Origin of the sequence: Peribacillus deserti (genome assembly GCF_002863585.1) — a bacterium.
Lineage (GTDB): Bacteria > Bacillota > Bacilli > Bacillales > DSM-1321 > Paraperibacillus > Paraperibacillus deserti_A.
Genome location: NZ_PGUY01000044.1, coordinates 1 through 20793 on the forward strand (window position 1 = coordinate 1; position 20793 = coordinate 20793).

The window sequence follows — 20793 nt, forward strand, 5'->3', positions numbered from 1 at the left end:
AGGCGAAGCCGAGGAGGCTCAGCGCCCGCCCCTAAGGTCCGCGAGCATCCTGTAGTGGAAATCAACCCCCTTGTTCAATAACAACAAAGTTTGCGAGTAACAGCCTTATAAAAAGAGAATCTTTGAGTCGAACATCTACCATACTTTTTTCTAAGAAAAGGTCCACGAAACAAGTATATGTTATTTTTCAAAAATTATATTGAAATCTGCAAAATCCTTAATGAGCAAATATGAAAGGGGAGTTCACATGGAAACGGTAAAGACCCGTATGTTAACAGGCAATAAAGCGATGGCTGAAGCTATTGCAATTGAAATGGAAAGAGATCCAAATGTTTTTGTATTGGGTGAGGATGTAGGTGCATACGGAGGTATTTTCGGTTCAACACAAGGGCTGTTTGACAAGTTCGGTGCAGATCGAGTCATGGATACGCCTATTTCTGAGACAGCATTTATTGGCGCGGCAATTGGTGCTGCGGCAGAAGGTATGCGCCCTATTGCTGAGCTGATGTTTGTCGATTTCTTTGGCGTTTGTATGGACCAGATTTATAATCAAATGGCAAAAATCCCCTACATGTCTGGAGGGAATGTAAAGCTTCCTATGGTGCTGATGACTGCGGTAGGAGGAGGATATAACGACGCAGCACAGCATTCACAGACTTTATATGCCACATTTGCTCATCTGCCAGGGATGAAGGTAGTAGCTCCTTCCACTCCATACGATCTAAAGGGAATGATGATTTCAGCAATCAGGGACGATAGTCCGGTGGTATTTATGTTCCATAAAACCATTCAAGGCCTGGGCTGGATGGATCAGCTTGATGCTTCCCTATCTCATGTTCCTGAAGAGGCCTATACAGTCCCGTTAAACAAAGCAAATGTAGTGCGGGAAGGAAGAGACGTAACAATTGTCGGACTTCAAATGACCATGCATTATGCCTTACAAGCCGCAGAAAAACTCTCTAAAGAAGGAATAGAAGCAGAGGTCATTGACTTACGGTCACTTGCTCCAATTGATAAGGAAACGATACTCACCTCCGTCCGCAAAACACACCGGTTAGTCGTGGCAGATGAGGATTATTTATCGTATGGAGTAACAGCAGAAGTTTCTGCGATTATTGCAGAAGAAGCCTTATACGATCTTGAAGCGCCTGTAAAACGTATAGCGGTTCCAGATGTGCCCATTCCATACAGCCGCCCATTAGAGCAATTTGTTCTTCCAAGTGCTGAAAAAATTTTTAAAGAAGCAAAAAAACTTGTAAACGAAGGATAATATCAGGGGGTTGTAGTCATGAATGAAGTCAAGCTGCCGCAAACATCCGAGGAAGATTTAGAAAGTGTCGTTATTTTTTGGCACAAATCAGAAGGAGACGCTGTAAACGAAGGCGATGTGCTCGTTGAGGTACAAACAGAAAAGGCTGTCTTTGAGATTGAAGCTGAAGAAAGCGGTATACTGAATGAAATTCTTGTTCAAAGAGGAGAGGTAGCTGGGGTAGGGGACATTCTCGCAACCATTTCATCCCCGGCAGAGAATGCAGTGAATAGAGAACACAATGACCTTATCAATAAAGAACAGTTACAGGCTGCTCCTGACAATCAGGGCGAGACTCAGTTTGTAAGGGTATCACCCCGTATTCGGAAACTAGCTCGAGATCTCGGTGTGGATTTGGCGTCTGTAAAAGGATCAGGCCGAAATGGCCAGCATACCGAACAAGATATTCAAAACGCGGCGAAGGAGAAATTATCGGATTATAGAGTCCTTGCGTTCAATGGAGTCAGGAAGACCATTTCCAGGAGGATGTCTGATAGCTTGCAGACATCGGCACAGTTGACCCAAACCGCTTGGGCAGATGTCAGCCTGTTAGATCAAGAACGAAACCGAATGCAAGAATCTATTACCTGGAATGATATTTTGGTTTTTGCAGTCACAAAGTCACTGCAGATTCATAAACATATAAATGCTCATGTGTTTGAAGAAGAAATACATCAGTATCAACAGGTCCATTTAGGGATAGCTGTAGATACACAAGAAGGACTCTTTGTTCCTGTTATCAAAAAAGCAGACGAATTCAATTTAATACAGTTAAAAGATCAAGTGCACCGCCTAATCCAAAAAGCAAAAGAAAATAAACTTTCCACCGATGAGATGTCCGGTGGAACCTTTACCATTACCAATCTGGGCAGCTTTGGTATCGAATTTTTCACGCCAATCATAAATCGACCGGAGGCTGCCATTCTTGGCGCTGGTAAGATTGTAACAGATTTAGTGTTAAAAGAAGGTGAAGTAACAGAGAGAAAAAAACTCCCTCTAAGCTTAACCTTCGACCACAGAGCAATTGACGGAGTTCCAGCTGCAAAATTCCTGCAGACTGTCATTGCCTATCTGCAAGAACCATCAAAATTATTAGATGAAGTGCTTGCAAAGTGATTTTTCAGATGATTGGTTGAATGGATAAATCCTTACTTACATTAATCATTTAGTCTCAGCATTAAAAAGCTGGCTCCGATTTTAAATCCGGGTCAGCTTTTTTTTTACCTTTCCTTTAGTATCGGGACATGACAGTTTAGGAATTTATGTTTACTTCGGTACCATTTTTTGTTATGCCAATTTTGAACTACCCAATAAGAAAGCATCCGGGATTAACGGTATAACCAAAGAACAATATAGTGGGAGTTTAGAAGAAAACAATAGAGATTCAGTAAGCAGCCTTAAAAACAAATGTGATCTTCCATTTTCAGTATGGAGGTTGGTACTCTTTTTTAAATGAGGAATGTATCATATGAATCATCATCCAACTAAACTCCTATTGACAAGAGGCCCGCTCCATAATACGATTACTGACAGAATTATCTGTATTTTTTTGTTCTTATTTTAGAACCATGTTTTATAATATAGAACAACTAAGAGTTGCCTCCTAGTATCAACAGATTGTTGTCCACAATTTTTTTAAAATTGGAAGCGCTGCCAAAAGGCATCTTTATAAAAAGCTAGGAGGGATTTACTTTGGCAATGGAAGCAAAGCTTGAGACACAGCAAGTAAAGAGCGTGAATTTTGCAAGGAAGTTTCGCTGGACCGTGGTTATTTGGCTGTTGATTGGAGGCATAATCAATTATCTTGATCGTGCGAATCTTTCAATCGCTGCCCCTGAAATGATGAAGGAGCTGGGACTTACTGCTACCGACATTGGGCTTTTGGGCACTGTTTTTTCATGGAGTTATGCGGTCATGCAGCTGCCCTCAGGCTGGCTGATCGACCGTTTCGGTACCAAGAAAGTGTACACCATTGCTCTGATTTGGTGGAGCGGTGCAACCATGCTGACAGGGGCTGTACATAAGATGACTACATTTATTGCCGCCAGGGTTTTGCTTGGCATTGGGGAAGCTCCTTGTTTTCCGACGATGGCCAAGATCACCTCGTATTGGTTTCCCAAGAAGGAACGTGGCCTTGCTACGGGGATTTGGGATTCTTCCTCTAAATGGGGGCCTGCAATTGCCCCGCCTTTGCTCGTTTTCATTATGGTTACGTTTGGCTGGAGAGCACTTTTCTATATTACAGGAGCCCTCGGTATTGTTTTCGCCATCGGGTTTTATATTTTTTATAAAAACCCCGATCAGAGCCGAAAGCTTTCTCAGATGGAATTGGAATACATCCGGTCAGATGGTGCGGGTTCTGAGCAAAACATCCAAACCTCTAAAATTAAATGGAGAGAACTGTTCAAGTATCGCAGCGTGTGGGGAATGATTCTAGGGTTTTTCTGTACCATATGGATCTGGAACATCTTCCTTGTCTTCCTTCCGCTCTTTTTAACAAACGTTCATGGTGTCTCCCTAAAAGAGCTTGGTATCTATGCGGGTATCCCGTGGCTAGGCGGAATCTTCGGCAATATTTTTGGAGGGTACCTTACGAAAAAGCTTGTGGATAAGAACGTAACATCACCGATTAAAGCGAAACGTATTCTAATCAGTATAAGCGCCATTTGTGCAGCCTTCGTGGTCTGTGCGGTTCCGTTTGTTGAAGGGCTTGCCGTGACTCTTGCATTATTAACACTTGCTCTCTGCTTTATCTCTGCAATGACAGGGAGTGCCTGGGCTCTTGCGGGGGATATCGCACCGCCTTCGATGGTAGCTTCTGTCGGGGCGATCCAGAACTTTGGAGGATACTTTGGCGGAGCATTTTCCCCTGTTGTGGCCGGAATGATTGTGGATTCCACCGGATCCTACTCCCTCGCTTTTATCTCAGGAGGAGTGATTGCAGGCTGCGCGGCACTTTGCTACTGGTTTATCGTCAACAAACCGATTGAAAACTGATTCAAGAGAAGGAGAAACTGCAATGAAGCCATACGTGTATCTTGCAAGACCTGTACCACCCGAAGTAGAAGATTATATTTCACAGCATTGTTCATACAAAAAATGGGAAGGTGCCGAGCCGATTACAAGGAAAGAGCTGCTGGAGCAGTTAGGAGAAGCCCAAGGACTGCTGATTACCGGAGAAAAAATTGATGATGAATTGCTCGATCATGCGCCGAACCTTAAGGCCGTCAGCAACATTTCGGTCGGCTATAACAATTTTGACCTGGAGGCTATGCAAAAAAGGAACATCATCGGCACTAACACGCCGGATGTTCTGAATGAAACGGTCGCTGACTTAGGCGTGGCTTTAATGTTGTCAGCCGCCCGCCGGATTCCCGAGCTGGACAAGCTTGTTAAAGAAGGTAAATGGGAAAACAAAGATGATGGACCTCTCTTCGGCGTTGATATGCATGGTAAAACGCTGGGCATTATCGGCATGGGGAGAATTGGAGAAGCCATCGGAAGGCGTGCTAAATTTGGTTTTAACATGAATATTTTGTACCATAACCGTAACAGAAAGATGGATACAGAAAAAGCGCTTGACGCCACTTTTGTGACGCAAGAAGAACTCTTGCAGGAATCGGACTTTGTGCTGTTAATGGTTCCATTTACTCAGGAAACGAAACACCTGATGGGCCGCGAACAGTTTTCACAGATGAAGAAATCGGCCATCTTTATAAATACCTCCCGAGGCCAGACGGTGGACGAAGATTCCCTGATTGAGGCGCTGCAGAATAATGTGATCTTTGCAGCGGGCTTAGACGTGTTCGAGCAGGAACCTGTATCGCCTGACAACCCTCTGCTCCAGCTATCAAACGTGGTGACACTGCCTCATATCGGTTCAGCCACACATCAAACAAGATTTGAAATGGCAAAACTTGCCGCGGAAAATCTCGTAGCCGCTGTAAACGGTGAAGAGCCCTCCGCTGTGGTTCCGGAGTTAAAAGGAATATTGAAATAAAAGTTTGCCAGCAGGAGATGGCGGGGCTTAATTTTTTGGCTATGTTAAAGTACAATGTTGATTTTTTGCACTATGTTGATTGTAACGGATATGCGAGACTCCTGCGGGATAAGCGAGTCTAGGGAGACCCCACAGGCGAAAAACGCCGAGGAGGCTCCCGGACCGCCCCGCGGAAAGCGAGTGCCTGCTAGCTGCAATCAACAGTCACGTTTAACAGAGCTAATTTTTTAATACCTCATTTATCAGGTAACGTTTTTAGGACGGGGTTATTGTGTCAGAAAATACTCGATAAAAGCTATTAATAGCAGAAGAGAATACTCGGTTTATAAAAGACCGGCTTACATTATCCCATGTATAATGAATGAATACGGCCGGCCCTTCGCGGGGCTGGTTAATTAATGACACTTAATAGAAGCTGAAAGGATTCAGGAAATGGATTCTTGCGGTCTTTTATAGCATTGGACAGCACAAAAAGCCCTCCTATTGTTAGGAAGGCTTTTTCCATTTCTTCTGTATTCCTGCTGTTCCGAGTACTTTCCGAACGGGTATTTCCTTTACCAATACAACACACACAATATCATAATAGGACTCATTTTATATTGGAGACCCATATTGGAATGATTTATACTTTTAATTCCAGCTCTTCGTGCTTCATTTGCTTACGATCTTCGATTTTCGCGGAAATAAGACCAAGCACAAGGCCAAGCAAAGCACCAGCTCCTACTTCCACTGGCTGATGACCGAGAACTTCCTTCAGTTCTTTCTCTCGCTCTACATACTCAAAGCTGGGAAATTCACCCGAAAATTTCACTAAATTATCTTCAAGATCGTTCACGAGCTGCGCAATTTCGCCTGTATGGCGGCGAATTCCCTGAGCATCATACATGACAATCACACCAAACACAGTTGCAAGCGATGTCTCAGTATGTCGCCATCCTTTATTCGCCGCTACATAGGAAGCTAGAGCTGCTACACCCGCGGAGTGTGAACTTGGCATTCCACCGGTTGTGAAAGCCTGCTTCAAGTCCCAATTTCCCGTCAACTTCTTGTGAGTAATAATTTTAAGCCCTTGCGCTATGCCAATTGCCGACAGCGCCGTCCAAATTCCTCGATTCATCTTTTCCATGTGCAACTCCTCCATTCACAGACCAGCCAAACTCGATCCGGCATATACCTTTTTGATACCCAATTTTGATTTTTGTATGCAAGAATTTGTCCCTACAACCAAGTAAGCAGTCTATACTGGCCTTTTTAATTAACCAGCAATGAAGATTCGGATTCGGTTCAGATTGCTAAATACTTAGGGGCCGAAGTCACAGGAGTATGCAGTAAAGCAAATGTAGAGTTGGTAAAGTCGCACGGAGCCGATCAGGTCATTGACCATAACCGGGAAGATTTTACGAAAAACGGTCAAACCTATGACGTCATTTTCGATACGGTGGATAAGCGCTCCTTTGCACAATGTAAAGGTTCACTCACGCAAAGAGGCGTCTACCTTTCCACGGTACTTTCATTGGCCATTCTATATGACATGTTACAGACAGCGGCGCTCGGCAGCAAGAAAGCCATGTTTGTGACTGCGGGACTCATGCAGAACCAAGCAAATCTAATCTTCCTTAAAGAGCTTTATGAAGCTGGAAAGATTAAAGCGGTCATCGATCAACGGTATATCCATTGGAACAGGTAGCTGAGGCTCACCGCTACGTGGAAAAGGGGCATAAAAAGGGAAATGTCATCATAACTTTGGTGCAGCACTGATACTTTGGTGCAGTTGGAGAACGCAGGCAATGTGGCAGGGGTCAACACATCTATCATCTTCCACACTCCGCCCCTAATAACGAATACTAAGAGCAGTAAGCTGAATGACCGGTTGTCCGGTTAACAATGTTTTCGCAACAGCTAAGGGTATTCAGATTCCAGTAGAATATGTAGGAGAAGGTCTTCTCGTCTAAAAAAGAGAACGAGATGTGCTCGACCTTTTTTATAGCATGCAAAAAACACTATGTCAGTGAAAACCCCGAAGTTCTAGCTTTAAATCGCAATACCTTTGAAAAGATCAAAAAAAGTTTTATCAGCATGTTTCTGCATGGATTTAGGCATAAAATCATTATATTATTCCAGAACAAAGAAGGACCCATCAAGGTCCTTAACATTCTTGTAAATACAATAGTCACTATCTTCTTCATACTCCAACTATCATGCTTGGTTAGTCTAACATGCACATTCTTAACTTCTCCCTTTATCTTGGTTAGCGGGTACCGCCTGTAAGATGCGCGTCAAACATATCAATAATTTCTAGGAACCTATCAGCTTCCCTGAAAACATGGTCTGCTAAAAGAGGATGAATAATACTCTTTATTTTACATTGCTCAATTAAATCACGGGCTGTTTTCTTGAAGTCCCTAAGAGATGCCACCGACACCCGATTTTGATCAAGGAATTGATCTAAAAGAGGAGCTGTTTGTGATTGTGGCTTCATAGATTCTAAGTCCCTTGCCTGATACAGCAATTGATCAAAATCATTGCTGAAATTCCGTGCTACATCAACCAGTTTCCTTTCTGACGGATCAAGGAGATGACCAATAAATTTAGCATGGTCCGCCATTATCCTTAAGAAGAAGACATTTTCTTTAATAATGGCATCTGGAAGCGATTGTAATTTCCCTTGATTTAATTCAACTAATCGTTTTCTAAAATAATTAGCTTCCCTGCTTGTATGGTCAACTAAAAGTGGGAAATTATTTGCCCCCGGCAATTTGCACGTGAGAATTAGTCCTAATACTTTCCGTTTAAATCCGAAAATATTAGTTGCAGCTTGTTGTACCTCTGAATTAAATCTTCTTATATGTTCAGGGTCTGTTTGATTATTAAAGGAATGTGCAGTTTGTTCGATCTGTTCAAATAAGCGATAAAATTGATTAGCCTCTTGAATGAGTTGAGTATCTTCCGCCCTAAAACCCAGGCGAAGAAATAAGGAATGTTCTTTCATGATCCTAGCCCAAAAACGAATTTCATTTAAGGAGCGTTCAACAAACATTCCGGATGTAACACCGGTATCAGCATGCAAAGATGTATCATCCCCGATCATTCTATAGCCTCCCTGAACTGCCTCTTTTGTTCTATTCATATTTACATTGTCTTTTGAATATGCCTTAAAGCAAAAGTTCGGTCTTGTTTGGAAATTATGAAATAAAGAGGTCTTTATCTTTGATCTGCCTATGACTATCGACAAAAATCTTAGTTTCCCCACATTAAACGTATGAAACTAAACTGCTCAGTTACTCTCGATAGAACATACGTTCAATAAATAACAAAGGCGTAAAATGAAAAAGAGGGGACAAATTATCAAAAACAAACTAAGATTCAGATCTCAGTATTCGAATGGAATATTAAAGGAATTCTTGCAAATGAATGATGTCTAGGTTTGTCTTGTTATCTCTGATTATCTGAAATATGTCCAAGATGTGACCATACTAGGATGTATGTATTTCTAGAATGGTCTTACATTCGTTACCGACGAGTTTTGCAAATCCTGCATATAGGGTTTGCATTTTTTTATTGAAGAGCTACAGATCTACACTGGATGTCACCGCATGGACGGGGGCGCTTTTTCAACGAGGAAATGGATAAGAGAAGGGGGAACGAGCATAATAAACCTGGAAAGAAAGGGAGTTTTTACAGAACTTATAAAGGATTTCAGGTGAGAAACTATATGTTTTGGAAAAAGAAGAGCAAACGAGTTCGTCATGAAAATAAAGAAGGCAACCAGCTTTTTCAAAAAAGTAAAGATTTATCTATAGCCGCTGTTAAGGGCCTGATTTCAAATATGGATGATGGAGAATTGATAGAACACAGGATTAATAAAGAGCGGAATATAACTCTTATTTTCATCCGAACATTAATTGACGTGGAAAGGTTAAATGAATCCATCATTCAGCCGTTAAAAAATTGTTCTGAAGATATGATACATACCTGTATTGCCTCAGTAAAAGCGGGTGCTCTGTCAAGCCTTGATGAAGCACAGAAGCTGATGATGCTGGGACATGTGCTCCTTGATGACGGCAAGGGACGCTGGTGGGCTGTTCCGCTTGTAAATACCTTAGGGAGAAGTATTGAACAATCGGAAGCAGAAACCATTTTATACGGTCCTAAGGACAGTTTCACCGAACAGATTGACCAAAATATCACTTTGCTTCGAAGAAGGCTTCCGGTGACTGAACTTAAAACGGAGAAGTTTTCTGCCGGGTACCTGACTAAAGCGAAGGTTGTATTAATGTATGTAGAAGGAATCGCCAATCCAGATATTGTAGATATTGCCCGCAAAAAGATTTCCAAAATAAATATTGATATGGTGATTGAACAGTCGAATCTGGCAGCGTTTATGGAGGATCACATCCATTCAGTCTTTCCGCAGTTTCAGCAGACAGACCGCCCGGATCAATGTGCCTATTCTCTCGGACTTGGAAAAATAGTCATTCTTGTGGCAAATACACCTTTTGCGTTAGTTGCTCCTATCACCTTTTTTCATCTCTTTCAATCACCAGAGGACTATATCCACAAATGGATGGTTGCCAGTTTCCTGCGATGCCTTCGGTATGTAAGCTACTTGGCATCTACAACCTTAATCCCTCTGTATGTTGCGTTAACCACCCATCACTATCAGGTCATTCCGCTGCAGATTCTGTTTGTTTTATTAGAATCCAGGAGTAAACTGCCATTTAGCCCCTTCTGGGAAGCGCTATTCATGCTTCTGATTCTGGAAATCATTAAAGAAGCCAGTTTGAGGATGCCATCAAAAACAAGCACAACTCTGGGTACAATCGGTGGTATTGTTATTGGCCAGGCAGCAGTGGAAGCAGGGTTTGTAAGCAAGGTGTTAATTGTTTTAGTGGGTATAGCTGCGATTGCGTCTTTTTTAGTTCCAAATTATCTGTTAAGTAAGACTAACACACTCATTCAATTTGCATTTTTAATTTTATCATCGTTACTGGGCTTTCCAGGAATTGTGTTTGGAATGATTTATGTGCTAGCACACCTTAATGGACTTTCAAGCTTGAAGCAGCCATATTTTGCTCCGGTTGCGCCCCTCTATTGGAGAGATTGGATGGATTTCTTCATACGGGCTCCTATTCCATGGATGAAAAAGCGTCCAGCACATGTACATCCTCTCTTTAAATGGAGATATAACCGAGGAGATGATCATTAATGGGGGATTTTATATTATTTGATAAGACTGCTCAGCTTGGAAAGGGATATATTATTGCATTCGCTAACCGTTCACAAATGCTCTATTTTATATTGTTTTTGCCAAAGTTTTTAGAGATGCCGTATTCATTATTAGGGATACTTGCAATAGGAATCCTATCTCAGATTAACCTCTTTATTTTATCAAAGTGTCTGTCTTCTAAATATACACAGCAGGGGTATCAAGGATTCGCTGATCTTTTAGGACGGAGGACGCTTCGTATAATAGCCTTTGCCGGGATTGCGTTCATTTTTATAAAGATGAGTTTGATTATTCTGGGGTATGCTGAAATCGTCCATCAATTTATTTTTCCTGCTATGCAGCTGCCGTGGATGATCCTGTTTATTATCCTTCTAAGCACCTATATTGCCAGTCAGGGGATGGAAAAAACACTGCGCTTTGGCATTATTGCTTTCCTATGTACCTTTTGGATCATCCTGCTTTATATTCCCTATTTCTTTCCTCCTGGAGCTGAGCTGCATGATCTATATCCTTTGATCCCAACAGATTGGTCGCATAACCCCTGGAAAGGTATATTAATGGTCTGGTCCTCTTTATCAGGACCGGAGTACTTACTTCTGTTGCTGCCTTGGTTAAATTCCAAGCAAAAGATGCTGAGGTATTTATCGATTGCAAATGCGATTTCTATCTTACAGTATTTGCTGCTTTTCTTGGGATGTCTGTTCTTTTTCGGAAGCACTTACCTGGGCAAAATAGGTTTTCCAGTAGTTAATATGATCAGGTACCTTCAATCTCCTGTTTTTGAGAGAGTGGAAATTATCATGATTTCCCTGCTAATGTTTCACTATGTTTTCTTTATATCCGTCCTGCTGCTCTGTTTATATGGTGCCATACGCATTTCTGCAGGAACTCAGGATAAAGAAACTACACGTAAAGGTTTTTACGCTGTGTGCTTACTTGTCCTGGCAGGTGTGTTTTTCATTCAGTCGTTCTATTGGAGAGAAGGTAAAGAACTGAATGGCTGGGCAAACGTGCAATTATGGTCTGGTGCCTTTACTTATTTACTCATTCCATCTCTCCTCCTGGCTGCCACTAAAATAAAGGGAAGGGGTTCCAGTCTATGAGGGCATTCACTTCATTTATGCTTTTATTAAGCAGTATGTGTCTTTTAACTGGCTGTTCTCCTTTTGCAAGTGACAACACAGTTGAAGAAATCGCGCCTGTGACTTTTTTGTCCGTAGAAGCAGGAGGAGAAAAAGGTAAATTAAAAGTCTCTACATTGGTTCCTCCTGTCATGAAGGAAGATAAACAATTTTTTTCAACCAATGTCACACTGTTAGAACAGGGAAGAAGGAGCTTTAATTTAAAATATTACCGGGAAATTAAGCTCGGGCAGCTCCGTATGCTGTTTATAGATGAAAAGGTTGCCAGAAATGGAATTGTATCGTTGATTGACACGATATTAACCGATCCAGAAGTATCTCCGCGGCTTTATCTAGTAGTATTCAAAGGTGATTTCGAAGCATTTATCAAGAATCGCATGCAGCAGCAAAAAGATCTGGATTACTATCTATACAGGATGTTTAAGCATTACGAAAAGGGGAAACAGGGAGAAATTACGGTTACAAATATTCATGAGTTTATGGAAAAAGTATATTCTCCTTATTCAGACCCGTACATTCCGGTATTTAGGGTGGATAAAGACAATTTTAGATATGAGGGTACCGGGTTTTTTGGGAATGGAAAGTTAAAAGGTGGTACTGATAAAAACCAAGACCAATTTTTTCAGCTCCTTAACAACTATCATTTTCTTAAGAACATGATCATTACACCGTTGGACGTCTCTCTGGGGGAAGTCCGTTCACGTGTTACGACACATGTAAATCTAAATGACCATACCGTTTCATTTAACATTCATTATAGAGGCAGAATCGATGAATACCGGGGCACAAAAGACCTGGACAGGCAGGTTAGCATTTATGAATTAGTCGACGAGCTCGAGGGCTATATGGAAGAGGGGACCGTATCACTGTTAAAAAAATTGCAGGAATTGAAAGTGGATCCCCTTGAAATAGGCGGACAGACGATGGCACCCGCTTCAAAGCCCATGTCAGAAGAAGACTGGATAAAGTTCTGGGAGAGTGCAAAAATAAAAGTTGACTGTCATTTCGAACTTGAACCTTTATCCATTTAATAGAGGGTACAGTATGGCTGCGATACACTTCGCAGCCTGTTCGTTGTATGTTAACTATAGCTTCAATTGAGTTAGGATCAACAACTATGCGAGAAAGTCGAGAACCCGCTTGATCACAAGTTTCGTCGCGTCAGCATCGTAAGACGGTAAACTACTGTCGGTGAAGAGATGTTCCTTGCCTTCGTACAGAAAAAGTTCAGCGTGATTGGCCGACGCCACAAGCTCATGGGCGGCGTTGATGTCGCCATCTTCAACAAGAAAAGGGTCTGCACTCTTGGCGTGAATTTGCACAGGCAAGTCTACCGGCCACTGAGAATTGAACGCCGATGTGGGGAGGCAGGCATGAAAAAACAGTGCGCCTCTGGCACCTTCACGAGTTTGAGCCAGCTGCTGTGCTGCGGGAACACCGAGTGAAAAACCAGCATAGACGGCATCGCGTGAAAGCTCGCAGGCTGCCGGAACGCCACGCGCCGTCACTTCTTCAAATCCAATTTCTTTAACAAATACCAAGCCTTCCTCCAGCGAGGAAAATATGCGGCCGTCAAATAAATCTGGCACGTGCACAGTATGCCCCGCATCTCTCAGTTGATCGGCGATTGCTTCAATCCCCTTTGTTCGGCCTAAAACATGGTGTAATAACAAAACTTCTGCCATCTATTTTTCCTCCAATGTAATGAAATTCATATGTCTAAGTTTCGACAAGAAAACCTGTTTGACCTGCAGAACTTTACGAGTTAGAAATATCTACCTTAATAAAACCAACCCCTTGCTTATGCAATAATCCTGCCGAATAAAGAATTGCTGCATTTGAGGTCAGTATAGAATTTAACAAAAAAAAGCGATAATCCTAAACCATAAGAATGAGAAGCTGAAAAGCTTTTTTTACAATTTTTTAATCCACAAATTCAATCACCCGTATATAAGAATATGGAGGTGATTCGTTATCTAGCCGACAAAAGAGCAACTAATCCAATATTTACAGATAAAATGACTAATCAGGACATGGCGGACATTTATGGCACAGCCTTTCAAAAAATCATTCAACTAATAAAGAATAAAGAATTATGATTGAATCCACAAAAGCTTAGAAAGGTAGATAAGTACGTTGTATATGAAAACATGCTGAATAGCGGTGTAGACAAATAAAGGTAATCAACCTTATGTTTTGAGGTCATTAGTTGTGATGCAGTATTGCGGTGGCAAAAACTCCTAACCCAAATAATAAGTCCTTGAAAAGGTGTTAATCCTTCTTAACGCAAATATGGGTTAATTAAAAAATACCGATACCCTTATGTACCAGGGGTTTGGATATGTAAATTTTCTTTTATAAAATAACCTTAATTATTTAGACGTTTATATATTCCTAAGGTTACTCACTAATACACTTTTCTAACACCGGTATATTAAGAGCTATATTCCCGAGTATATAAAATTTAAATGTTACTATATAACCTATGATCTAAAAGGGAATACCTAATATAGCGTGTTTAAATCTTTTAAAAGTAAGGGGATTTTAATGAGAAAAAAGCAATTTACCCAAAAGGAATCGAAGGAACTTCTAAAGAATAGAATTGAAGCTGCATCCAAAAGAAAAAAAGCAGAATTAGTGATTAAGAACGGTAAAATTATAGATGTATTTAATCAGGATCTAATAGAAGCAGACATTGCTATAGAGGATGGTGTGATTGTAGGTCTTGGAGAATATGAGGGGGAACGAGTCATAGATGCAAAAGGTAAGTATATTTCTCCTTCGTTTATTGATAGTCATGTACATATTGAATCTTCTATGGTTACTCCAAAAGAATTTGCAAAGGTAGTATTACCACATGGAGTTACGACCATCATCGCTGATCCTCATGAAATCGCTAATGTAGCAGGGACTGAAGGAATTCATTATATGTTAGATAGCACTGAAGACCTACCGCTAAATGTTTATATAATGGTACCTTCATGTGTTCCAGCTACACCCTTTGAGCATGCTGGAGCAATATTGAAAGCCGAAGATTTAGCTCCGTTTTATAATCATCCAAGAGTTTTAGGGCTGGGGGAGGTTATGGATTTCCCTTCTGTCAGTCATGCTGAGGAAAGTATGTTAAATAAACTATTCGACGCTAAAGACAGAGGTGTTAAAATAGATGGTCACGCTGCGGGCTTAGATCAAGATGCGATTAACATATATACGACAGCAGGTATTAAAACAGATCATGAAGCTATATCCGTTAATGAAGCAAAGGACCGCTTGCAACGAGGGATGTACCTTATTATTAGACAAGGATCAGTAGCTAAAGACTTGCCACAATTGATTGATGTGGTGACGGATAAAAATGCAAGGCGTTGTTTATTTGGAACAGATGATAAACATATTGATGATTTACTATATGAAGGAAGTATAGACCATAATGTAAGATTAGCTATTCAACATGGAGTGGATCCAATTAACGCCATTCAAATGGCTTCATTTAGTGCTGCAGAATGTTATGGATTAAAGCACAAGGGGGCAATTGCTCCAGGGTATGATGCAGATTTTCTAATATTGACTGATTTAAAACAGATTAAAATAGAGGAAGTATATTCAGGCGGGAAATTAGTAGCACAAAACGGAGAATACCTGAATCAAGATAGTTGTAAAGTAAATCCAAGTAAGCCGTTACTAAGTAGTATAAACATGGGGGATATTACGTTAGAGCAGCTTCAAATCCAGTTGAGAGAAAGTAACTCAGCTCATGTTATTGAAATCATCCCAAATAGTTTAGTAACGAAACACCAAGTAGAAGAAGTGGAAGTTATAAATAAGTGCTTTCAGCCTTCCATCGAGCGAGACCAACTTAAGCTCGCTGTTATAGAAAGACATCACGAGACTGGTCATATAGGATTGGGAATTGTAAAGGGGTTAGGGATTCAAAAAGGGGCACTTGCAACTACTATAGCTCATGATTCGCATAATATAATTACAGCTGGAACGAATGACAAGGATATACTATTTGCAATAGAAACGGTCAAACAGATCGGTGGAGGTTTAGTAATTGTCGAAAATGAAAAATTAATAGCCTCTCTAGCCTTACCTATTGCAGGTTTACTATCTGATGAACCCGCAGAAAAGGTATACAGTGAATTATTGGAATTAAAAAAAGGATTAGATTACATAGAGGCTTCGAAGAAATTCAATCCTTTTCTAACCCTTTCTTTCTTGGCATTACCTGTCATCCCTGCTTTAAAATTAACTGATGTGGGATTATTTGATGTTGAAAATTTAAAGCATATTTCAGTACAAGCTTAAATTATTTTTCAGCATCAACAATTAAAGTATGTTAAATTCAAGATAAGGATCTAATCATCTCTGTTTCAGAACGGTTCCCGTATCAGATGAGCAATGAGATATGTCATCATGCCCATTTCTAGAGCAGGAATAAACAAAGAAATTCATCCTCAACAGCTAAGACAGAGCTATGCTATACCTTGCTAAACCACGGGGCTCAGCTTGCATTGATCAAAAGTTATTAGGGCAAGAAAAGAGCGAAACAACACCGATTTATGTTTAGTTAAGCGGAAAGCTGACGCTGGCATTCTATCTAAGTTATTTTGACGAAAAAGCAACGCTTCAACTATGCGTTGCTTCTGAACTCTTGCACCCGTAGTTTAAGTACAATTATTCACAAACTTCTCAAATCAAGATGTTTCAGTTTCACTATGAACTCATCCATTTTAGCAGAAAAACTAAACATGACGCACCTGATAATCAAATAACAAATAGTTTTATAAGACTAATATAAAAACAGCCCTCACCTCTTGGATGGGCTGTTCTCATAAGATTTAGGGCAGTTCTTCATTTTACCAAATAAACAATCCAACAAACATTGCACTTAGGAGTGACACAGCAATGCCGCTCACTAAAAGCTTCCACACATTTTTTCCGATGATACTGGATTTCTCGTCACCCATTATTGAACTTATAGCACCATATATCATTCCTACAGTACTGAAGTTAGCAAAAGAAGTCAAAAACGTTGTTGCTACGGCAACAGTGTGTGGTGGCAATGAATGAACATGCTTCTTTAGATCCATCATGGCAACAAATTCGTTTGTAGAAAGCTTGATTCCCATAAGTTGAGCAACATACATAGCATCATGACCTGACAATCCAAGCAGATAAGCAAAAGGACTAAAAATAATAGAAAAAATCTTTTGGACAGTTAGCCCATGAATAAAAAATCCTAGGATGCCATTTGCAGCTGCTGTCAATGCAACATAACCAACAACCATTGCTAAAATGACGATAACCATTCGAATACCTACAAGCATACTATTTGATATGGTAGAAAAGAAGTCTTTTCTTTCCTTTTTAGAAGGAACATATACGATATCTTCCTCATTGCTGACCTCTATAGGGTTTAATACACTAGCCAACAGTAATGCATTTAAACAGTTTAAAGGTATAGCAGCAAATACATATTCTCCAGGAACCATGCTTAGATAAGCTCCGATGATTGACCCACTAATACTGCTCATACTCATGATCCCAAATGTAAGAAGACGGTTTTCCTTTAAAACAGATAATTGCTGACGAATAACTGCTAAAGCTTCTGTATTTCCAAGGAACATCATTTGAAGTGAAAAGAAACTTTCCAATTTAGGCAGCCCCGACACTTTGGAAATTACCCAGCCTACTTTATCAATAATCCATGTTAAAATTCCAAAATAACTAAGAATATCAAAGAAAGTGATGATAAAAATAATTGGCATTAAGGCACTGAAGAAGAAATCAACAGAAGGATTCGCCATTACAGATGGGAAAGCAAAAGAAATCCCCTGGTTTGCACACGATATTAGAAAAGTAAAAAAGGATGCTATTTTATTTATGACCCATGTTCCAATTGTGGTTCCAAGCATAAACCAGGTAATAAGCAGTTCCACTATGATTAAACTTAAGATAGGTCGCCACTTTATCTGTCTTTTATTGGGAGAACAAAGGAATACAAGACCAAAAACAACAAGAATCCCGAGAATATTTAGTAAAAAAAGCATGCCAACAACTCCTCAAATAGGATTCCCTGTATAAGTCTGCCCTCCATCTTCAAGCTCAACCACAGAATGAAGCATGAAAAAAGAGCTGCGGAACCCAATTAATTGTGATAAAGGTAACATTATTAACCTCTATCAAAGGAAATGGTCTGCATGTTTATCTCTTTTTTATTCATACTTCCCTGTAGTCCGGCAATTATGGCTGCCGGGTAGAAACTATCAGACCATTCAACTGATATTATACAAGGATAATTTTTATTACACGCTCATTTTATAACATGTCATAGGTTTCTACAATGTATGGATTTAAAGTTGCATTCTTTTTATAACTATGAATAATTAAAAGATTCAACGTAATCGAAATTAGAGGTAACAATTAGCAATAGGGCATATTTAAATATTAAAGGTAGTTGCTGTTTTGTATAAACTTTAAAAAAACAAAAATAATGACAACTACAAAAACGTATAAAGGAACATATCATTTTTGCTTTATAAAGAACATGCGTTCGGGATGTAACAGAGAGTAATCAAAAACACTACTGGGGGGAATTACAAATGAGAACTCGGTCTTTCAACAATCGTATCAAAGAAGATGTTTTCAAGGTTCACATAAAAAGTATTGAAGATATGGTGATTTTAACTCACCGACTTGGTTGTAAAGTAAAGTATAAAAAGCCCACAGATAAAAATTGGTATACCTACAGATCCAGGGTAAAGCGGCTATTCAATAAGGAAATCAACGAATGTCGCAGTCATCTTGATCCAATATTTTCATCTGTCGTTGACTTAAAAAAGATTATGGAAGAACGGTAAACTTCGCAAAGAAAAGGAACGCAAAAAATGGGAGTTAGAAAGCGAACTAAACGATATTAAATACCAAATTTCCCAACTGGACGAATGTGTGGAATTTTGATGATCGAGCTTAATACTCGGTCTTTTTTGTATTATAAAATCAATATTAAGGGCTTAATAATTAAGGCTACCTATGTATGGATATTTATGTATATTCTCAGTTATTGTTCCGACTGTGGCTTCATTATTCTGGAATACACCGCAAATAGAAGAAAGTTGTAGCCGTCAACCCCATTTGAACACTTTTTGCTCATTAGCGCTGAACACTTTTTAATCTTTAAAGATCTTTTGTTGGTTCTTCAGTCGATGGCTTTCATTATTCATATGAATAACCTCGACACGATGTAATAATCGATCCAATATTGCGGTCATCATTCCTTGATTTCCGACAATCTCTGTCCATTCTTCAGGGCTTCTATTGGATGTCAAAATTAAAGAACTTTGCTCGTATAGTTGGTGGACTAATTGAAAGAAGAGGGTAGCTTCTCGCTGGTCCATTGCCATATACATGATGTCATCAATTATGACCAGATCAGAAGCGCGCAAGCGCTTCAACTGGATCTTAGATTTGTTTACGTACTCCTCGGTCTTTAGTAACTGAATCAACTCACCCATTGTTATGAAGTATACTTGAAATCCCTTATGAATTGCCTCGATACCAAGTCCCACGGAAAGTAGTGTCTTGCCTGAACCTGGCGGTCCAAGTAGTATGAGATTATAGTTTTGTTCAAGCCATTCATATTCACGCAACTGCTTTATGCCTTTCAGTAACTGCGTCCTGTTCCTCGACTCGGAACATATGAATCGGTCTATGGTAAGGGAACCTTGCCCAGTTCAGTCGCTTTTCAATACTTTTCTCTTCTCGCTTTTTAAGTTCAAATGTAGTCAACTCTTCCAAAACTCGAGATAGGTCCAAGATTTCTGTTCCGCCTTGCGGAGGATATCGGAGAGACCCTCTGCTGTTTCCACCATCCTTAACTGTCTAAAAGATTGCTGGATTTCCGTGACACTCTTACTCATCATATTTTCCTCCCATCAATTGGAGGTATTGATCCATGGCTCTAGCCTGAACCGCTATATCTACCGGGATTTTGTCGCTCTCCTCCATGATTTTAAGTTGCTGATCAGGTAATGTCTGCTTGAGAAATCCCACGACATCACGGAAGGTATTGGCGCTGTACAGGTTTTCGTCTATACACTTCTCAAGCGCTAAGTGGACCCATTCCTTGTTTTCTTGTGCCACTTTTTTAATCAGGGTGAATTGGTCTCGTCGATAACGTACATAGTCCTTGCTGACTTTGTCTATGTAGTTTGTTGCTTTATCATGGGCAAGAAGGGCGATCAGTTCTTGTCTTAATAAATCGAGCGACTTGGACCGCTCACGGGAATGGTTCCTATTCTTGACTAGTCTCCCTTTTTCTTGAGAGATAGAATGCTCTGCTATAATTTCTCCTGTTGAAGGGTCACAAATCTTGAGTACATGGTCGGTGGTGTGTATATGGACGATGGCCTGTCTAGTGTATGTTCCGACAGGTACAGAATATCGATTCGATTTGAAATGCACCGTGTTGTCCTTACGGACATTCCTTGTTATAATTACTGTGCTTTCTCCGACTTCAATATTTGGAAACCGTTCCTGGAGCCAATCAAAAATCTGAGCCCCACTGAGGGAAGGATATTCCTTCAGCCAATTGACAATCCAATCCCGATAGGGATCCAATTTCTTCTTTCGTTCACCAATATCAAATTCTTTTACAGCTTCTTCAAAAGTCATTTCCAAATATTTATACACTGTAGTTCGGGAAATCTTTAACCTTTTAGCAATTTGAGAGACTCTCAATCTTTGTTTAGTTAATTGGTGAATCTCTAAATATATCATTAACTTTTCCTCCATTATGCTCCTCCTATAAACTGATAAACTTAGTTTACAGGAATGAATTTATTGGCGAAAAGTGTTCATTGGAAGTGAGCAAAAACTGTTCACTTTATTTTAGCGGTTACAAAAGTTAGCTCTAGCTCCTGAGTAGGGAGTTTTTTAATTCACATTTGTTATAAAATCAATATTTTATTATTCACAATTACCGGATTATATCCAAGAAATAATTTTTCATATGTCACCCAGTCAACGGTTTACATTTTATTAACATGATTATCTCACAATAGTTTTTTGCTATTTAAATATTTATTGTTTTTTATATAATTAAAGTGAATAA

General features: G+C 40.0%; 16 protein-coding genes, 2 pseudogenes and 1 riboswitch. Of the genes and pseudogenes, 11 read left to right on the forward strand and 7 right to left on the reverse strand.

Annotation, left to right across the window (positions count from 1 at the left end; translation table 11 throughout):
- The first annotated feature begins 247 nt into the window (after positions 1-247).
- The 4 genes from CUU66_RS14285 to CUU66_RS14300 all read left to right on the forward strand — a co-directional run bounded on the left by CUU66_RS14285 (position 248) and on the right by CUU66_RS14300 (position 5309).
- Positions 248-1270, forward strand: coding sequence for an alpha-ketoacid dehydrogenase subunit beta (locus tag CUU66_RS14285; protein ID WP_101643313.1), 1023 nt, complete (start codon positions 248-250; stop codon positions 1268-1270).
- Positions 1271-1288: 18 nt separating this feature from the next.
- Positions 1289-2425, forward strand: coding sequence for a dihydrolipoamide acetyltransferase family protein (locus tag CUU66_RS14290; RefSeq protein WP_101643315.1), 1137 nt, complete (start codon positions 1289-1291; stop codon positions 2423-2425).
- A gap of 582 nt (positions 2426-3007) precedes the next feature.
- Positions 3008-4306 (forward strand): MFS transporter, encoded by a 1299-nt coding sequence (locus CUU66_RS14295; RefSeq protein WP_101643350.1) that lies wholly within the window; start codon positions 3008-3010, stop codon positions 4304-4306.
- 22 nt (positions 4307-4328) lie between these two features.
- Positions 4329-5309 (forward strand): 2-hydroxyacid dehydrogenase, encoded by a 981-nt coding sequence (locus tag CUU66_RS14300; RefSeq protein WP_101643317.1) that lies wholly within the window; start codon positions 4329-4331, stop codon positions 5307-5309.
- A gap of 622 nt (positions 5310-5931) precedes the next feature.
- Here CUU66_RS14300 and CUU66_RS14305 read toward each other — a convergent pair.
- Positions 5932-6435 carry a divergent PAP2 family protein gene (locus CUU66_RS14305; protein ID WP_101643319.1) on the reverse strand — a complete coding sequence of 168 codons (504 nt, stop codon included), beginning with the start codon at positions 6433-6435 and terminating at the stop codon, positions 5932-5934.
- 162 nt (positions 6436-6597) lie between these two features.
- On the opposite strand from CUU66_RS14305, the gene CUU66_RS24905 reads away from it, so the two are divergent.
- Both CUU66_RS24905 and CUU66_RS24910 read left to right on the forward strand, forming a co-directional pair.
- The gene (locus CUU66_RS24905; protein ID WP_257968007.1) at positions 6598-6996 is read left to right on the forward strand and encodes a zinc-binding dehydrogenase; all 399 of its coding nucleotides are present in this window, start codon (positions 6598-6600) and stop codon (positions 6994-6996) included.
- Positions 6984-7067, forward strand: a complete 84-nt coding sequence (locus tag CUU66_RS24910) for a hypothetical protein (protein ID WP_257968008.1) — start codon at positions 6984-6986, stop codon at positions 7065-7067. Before CUU66_RS24905 ends, CUU66_RS24910 begins: the two co-directional genes overlap by 13 nt.
- 490 nt (positions 7068-7557) lie before the next feature.
- Here the strand turns inward: CUU66_RS24910 and CUU66_RS14315 are convergent, their stop codons facing one another.
- The gene (locus CUU66_RS14315; RefSeq protein ID WP_101643321.1) at positions 7558-8397 is read right to left on the reverse strand and encodes a DUF2935 domain-containing protein; all 840 of its coding nucleotides are present in this window, start codon (positions 8395-8397) and stop codon (positions 7558-7560) included.
- Between the two features lie 624 nt (positions 8398-9021).
- On the opposite strand from CUU66_RS14315, the gene CUU66_RS14320 reads away from it, so the two are divergent.
- Genes CUU66_RS14320 through CUU66_RS14330 form a run of 3 tightly spaced genes read left to right on the forward strand, consistent with a single transcriptional unit; the run spans position 9022 to position 12709 of the window.
- Complete coding sequence (locus tag CUU66_RS14320; protein WP_101643323.1) at positions 9022-10515, forward strand: spore germination protein; 1494 nt, start codon at positions 9022-9024, stop codon at positions 10513-10515.
- Positions 10515-11639 carry a GerAB/ArcD/ProY family transporter gene (locus CUU66_RS14325; protein ID WP_101643325.1) on the forward strand — a complete coding sequence of 375 codons (1125 nt, stop codon included), beginning with the start codon at positions 10515-10517 and terminating at the stop codon, positions 11637-11639. The genes CUU66_RS14320 and CUU66_RS14325 overlap by 1 nt, the downstream gene beginning before the upstream one ends.
- Positions 11636-12709, forward strand: coding sequence for a Ger(x)C family spore germination protein (locus tag CUU66_RS14330; RefSeq protein ID WP_101643327.1), 1074 nt, complete (start codon positions 11636-11638; stop codon positions 12707-12709). The genes CUU66_RS14325 and CUU66_RS14330 overlap by 4 nt, the downstream gene beginning before the upstream one ends.
- 84 nt (positions 12710-12793) lie before the next feature.
- Here CUU66_RS14330 and CUU66_RS14335 read toward each other — a convergent pair whose 3' ends face one another.
- Entirely contained in the window at positions 12794-13363 is a 570-nt protein-coding gene (locus CUU66_RS14335; protein WP_101643329.1) for a dienelactone hydrolase family protein, read from the reverse strand.
- A gap of 862 nt (positions 13364-14225) precedes the next feature.
- On the opposite strand from CUU66_RS14335, the gene ade reads away from it, so the two are divergent.
- Positions 14226-15986, forward strand: a complete 1761-nt coding sequence (gene ade / locus CUU66_RS14340; RefSeq protein ID WP_101643331.1) for an adenine deaminase — start codon at positions 14226-14228, stop codon at positions 15984-15986.
- A 551-nt stretch (positions 15987-16537) separates the two neighbouring features.
- Here the strand turns inward: ade and CUU66_RS14350 are convergent.
- Entirely contained in the window at positions 16538-17731 is a 1194-nt protein-coding gene (locus CUU66_RS14350) for a nucleoside transporter C-terminal domain-containing protein (RefSeq protein ID WP_101643333.1), read from the reverse strand.
- 162 nt (positions 17732-17893) lie between these two features.
- A riboswitch (purine riboswitch) is annotated at positions 17894-17994 on the reverse strand.
- 289 nt (positions 17995-18283) lie between these two features.
- On the opposite strand from CUU66_RS14350, the gene CUU66_RS14355 reads away from it, so the two are divergent.
- Complete coding sequence (locus tag CUU66_RS14355) at positions 18284-18541, forward strand: hypothetical protein (protein ID WP_101643335.1); 258 nt, start codon at positions 18284-18286, stop codon at positions 18539-18541.
- A gap of 309 nt (positions 18542-18850) precedes the next feature.
- Here CUU66_RS14355 and istB read toward each other — a convergent pair.
- The 3 genes and pseudogenes from istB to CUU66_RS25545 all read right to left on the reverse strand — a co-directional run.
- Positions 18851-19600 (reverse strand): annotated as a pseudogene (istB, locus tag CUU66_RS14360) (IS21-like element helper ATPase IstB).
- Positions 19593-20201, reverse strand: a complete 609-nt coding sequence (locus tag CUU66_RS14365; protein WP_441339243.1) for a Mu transposase domain-containing protein — start codon at positions 20199-20201, stop codon at positions 19593-19595. Before CUU66_RS14365 ends, istB begins: the two are co-directional and overlap by 8 nt.
- Positions 20178-20459, reverse strand: a pseudogene (locus CUU66_RS25545) (helix-turn-helix domain-containing protein); the annotation flags it as partial. The pseudogene CUU66_RS25545 and the gene CUU66_RS14365, both read right to left, overlap by 24 nt.
- Between the last annotated feature and the right edge of the window lie 334 nt (positions 20460-20793).

Coding starts and splice junctions, on each gene's coding strand:
- ade (WP_101643331.1), top strand. CDS start 14,226: ATGAGAAAAAAGCAATTTACCCAAAAGGAATCGAAGGAACTTCTAAAG.
- CUU66_RS14305 (WP_101643319.1), bottom strand. CDS start 6,435: ATGGAAAAGATGAATCGAGGAATTTGGACGGCGCTGTCGGCAATTGGC.
- CUU66_RS14295 (WP_101643350.1), top strand. CDS start 3,008: ATGGAAGCAAAGCTTGAGACACAGCAAGTAAAGAGCGTGAATTTTGCA.
- CUU66_RS14300 (WP_101643317.1), top strand. CDS start 4,329: ATGAAGCCATACGTGTATCTTGCAAGACCTGTACCACCCGAAGTAGAA.
- CUU66_RS14315 (WP_101643321.1), bottom strand. CDS start 8,397: ATGATCGGGGATGATACATCTTTGCATGCTGATACCGGTGTTACATCC.
- CUU66_RS14320 (WP_101643323.1), top strand. CDS start 9,022: ATGTTTTGGAAAAAGAAGAGCAAACGAGTTCGTCATGAAAATAAAGAA.
- CUU66_RS14330 (WP_101643327.1), top strand. CDS start 11,636: ATGAGGGCATTCACTTCATTTATGCTTTTATTAAGCAGTATGTGTCTT.
- CUU66_RS14285 (WP_101643313.1), top strand. CDS start 248: ATGGAAACGGTAAAGACCCGTATGTTAACAGGCAATAAAGCGATGGCT.
- CUU66_RS14355 (WP_101643335.1), top strand. CDS start 18,284: ATGAGAACTCGGTCTTTCAACAATCGTATCAAAGAAGATGTTTTCAAG.
- CUU66_RS14350 (WP_101643333.1), bottom strand. CDS start 17,731: ATGCTTTTTTTACTAAATATTCTCGGGATTCTTGTTGTTTTTGGTCTT.
- CUU66_RS14325 (WP_101643325.1), top strand. CDS start 10,515: ATGGGGGATTTTATATTATTTGATAAGACTGCTCAGCTTGGAAAGGGA.
- CUU66_RS14290 (WP_101643315.1), top strand. CDS start 1,289: ATGAATGAAGTCAAGCTGCCGCAAACATCCGAGGAAGATTTAGAAAGT.
- CUU66_RS14335 (WP_101643329.1), bottom strand. CDS start 13,363: ATGGCAGAAGTTTTGTTATTACACCATGTTTTAGGCCGAACAAAGGGG.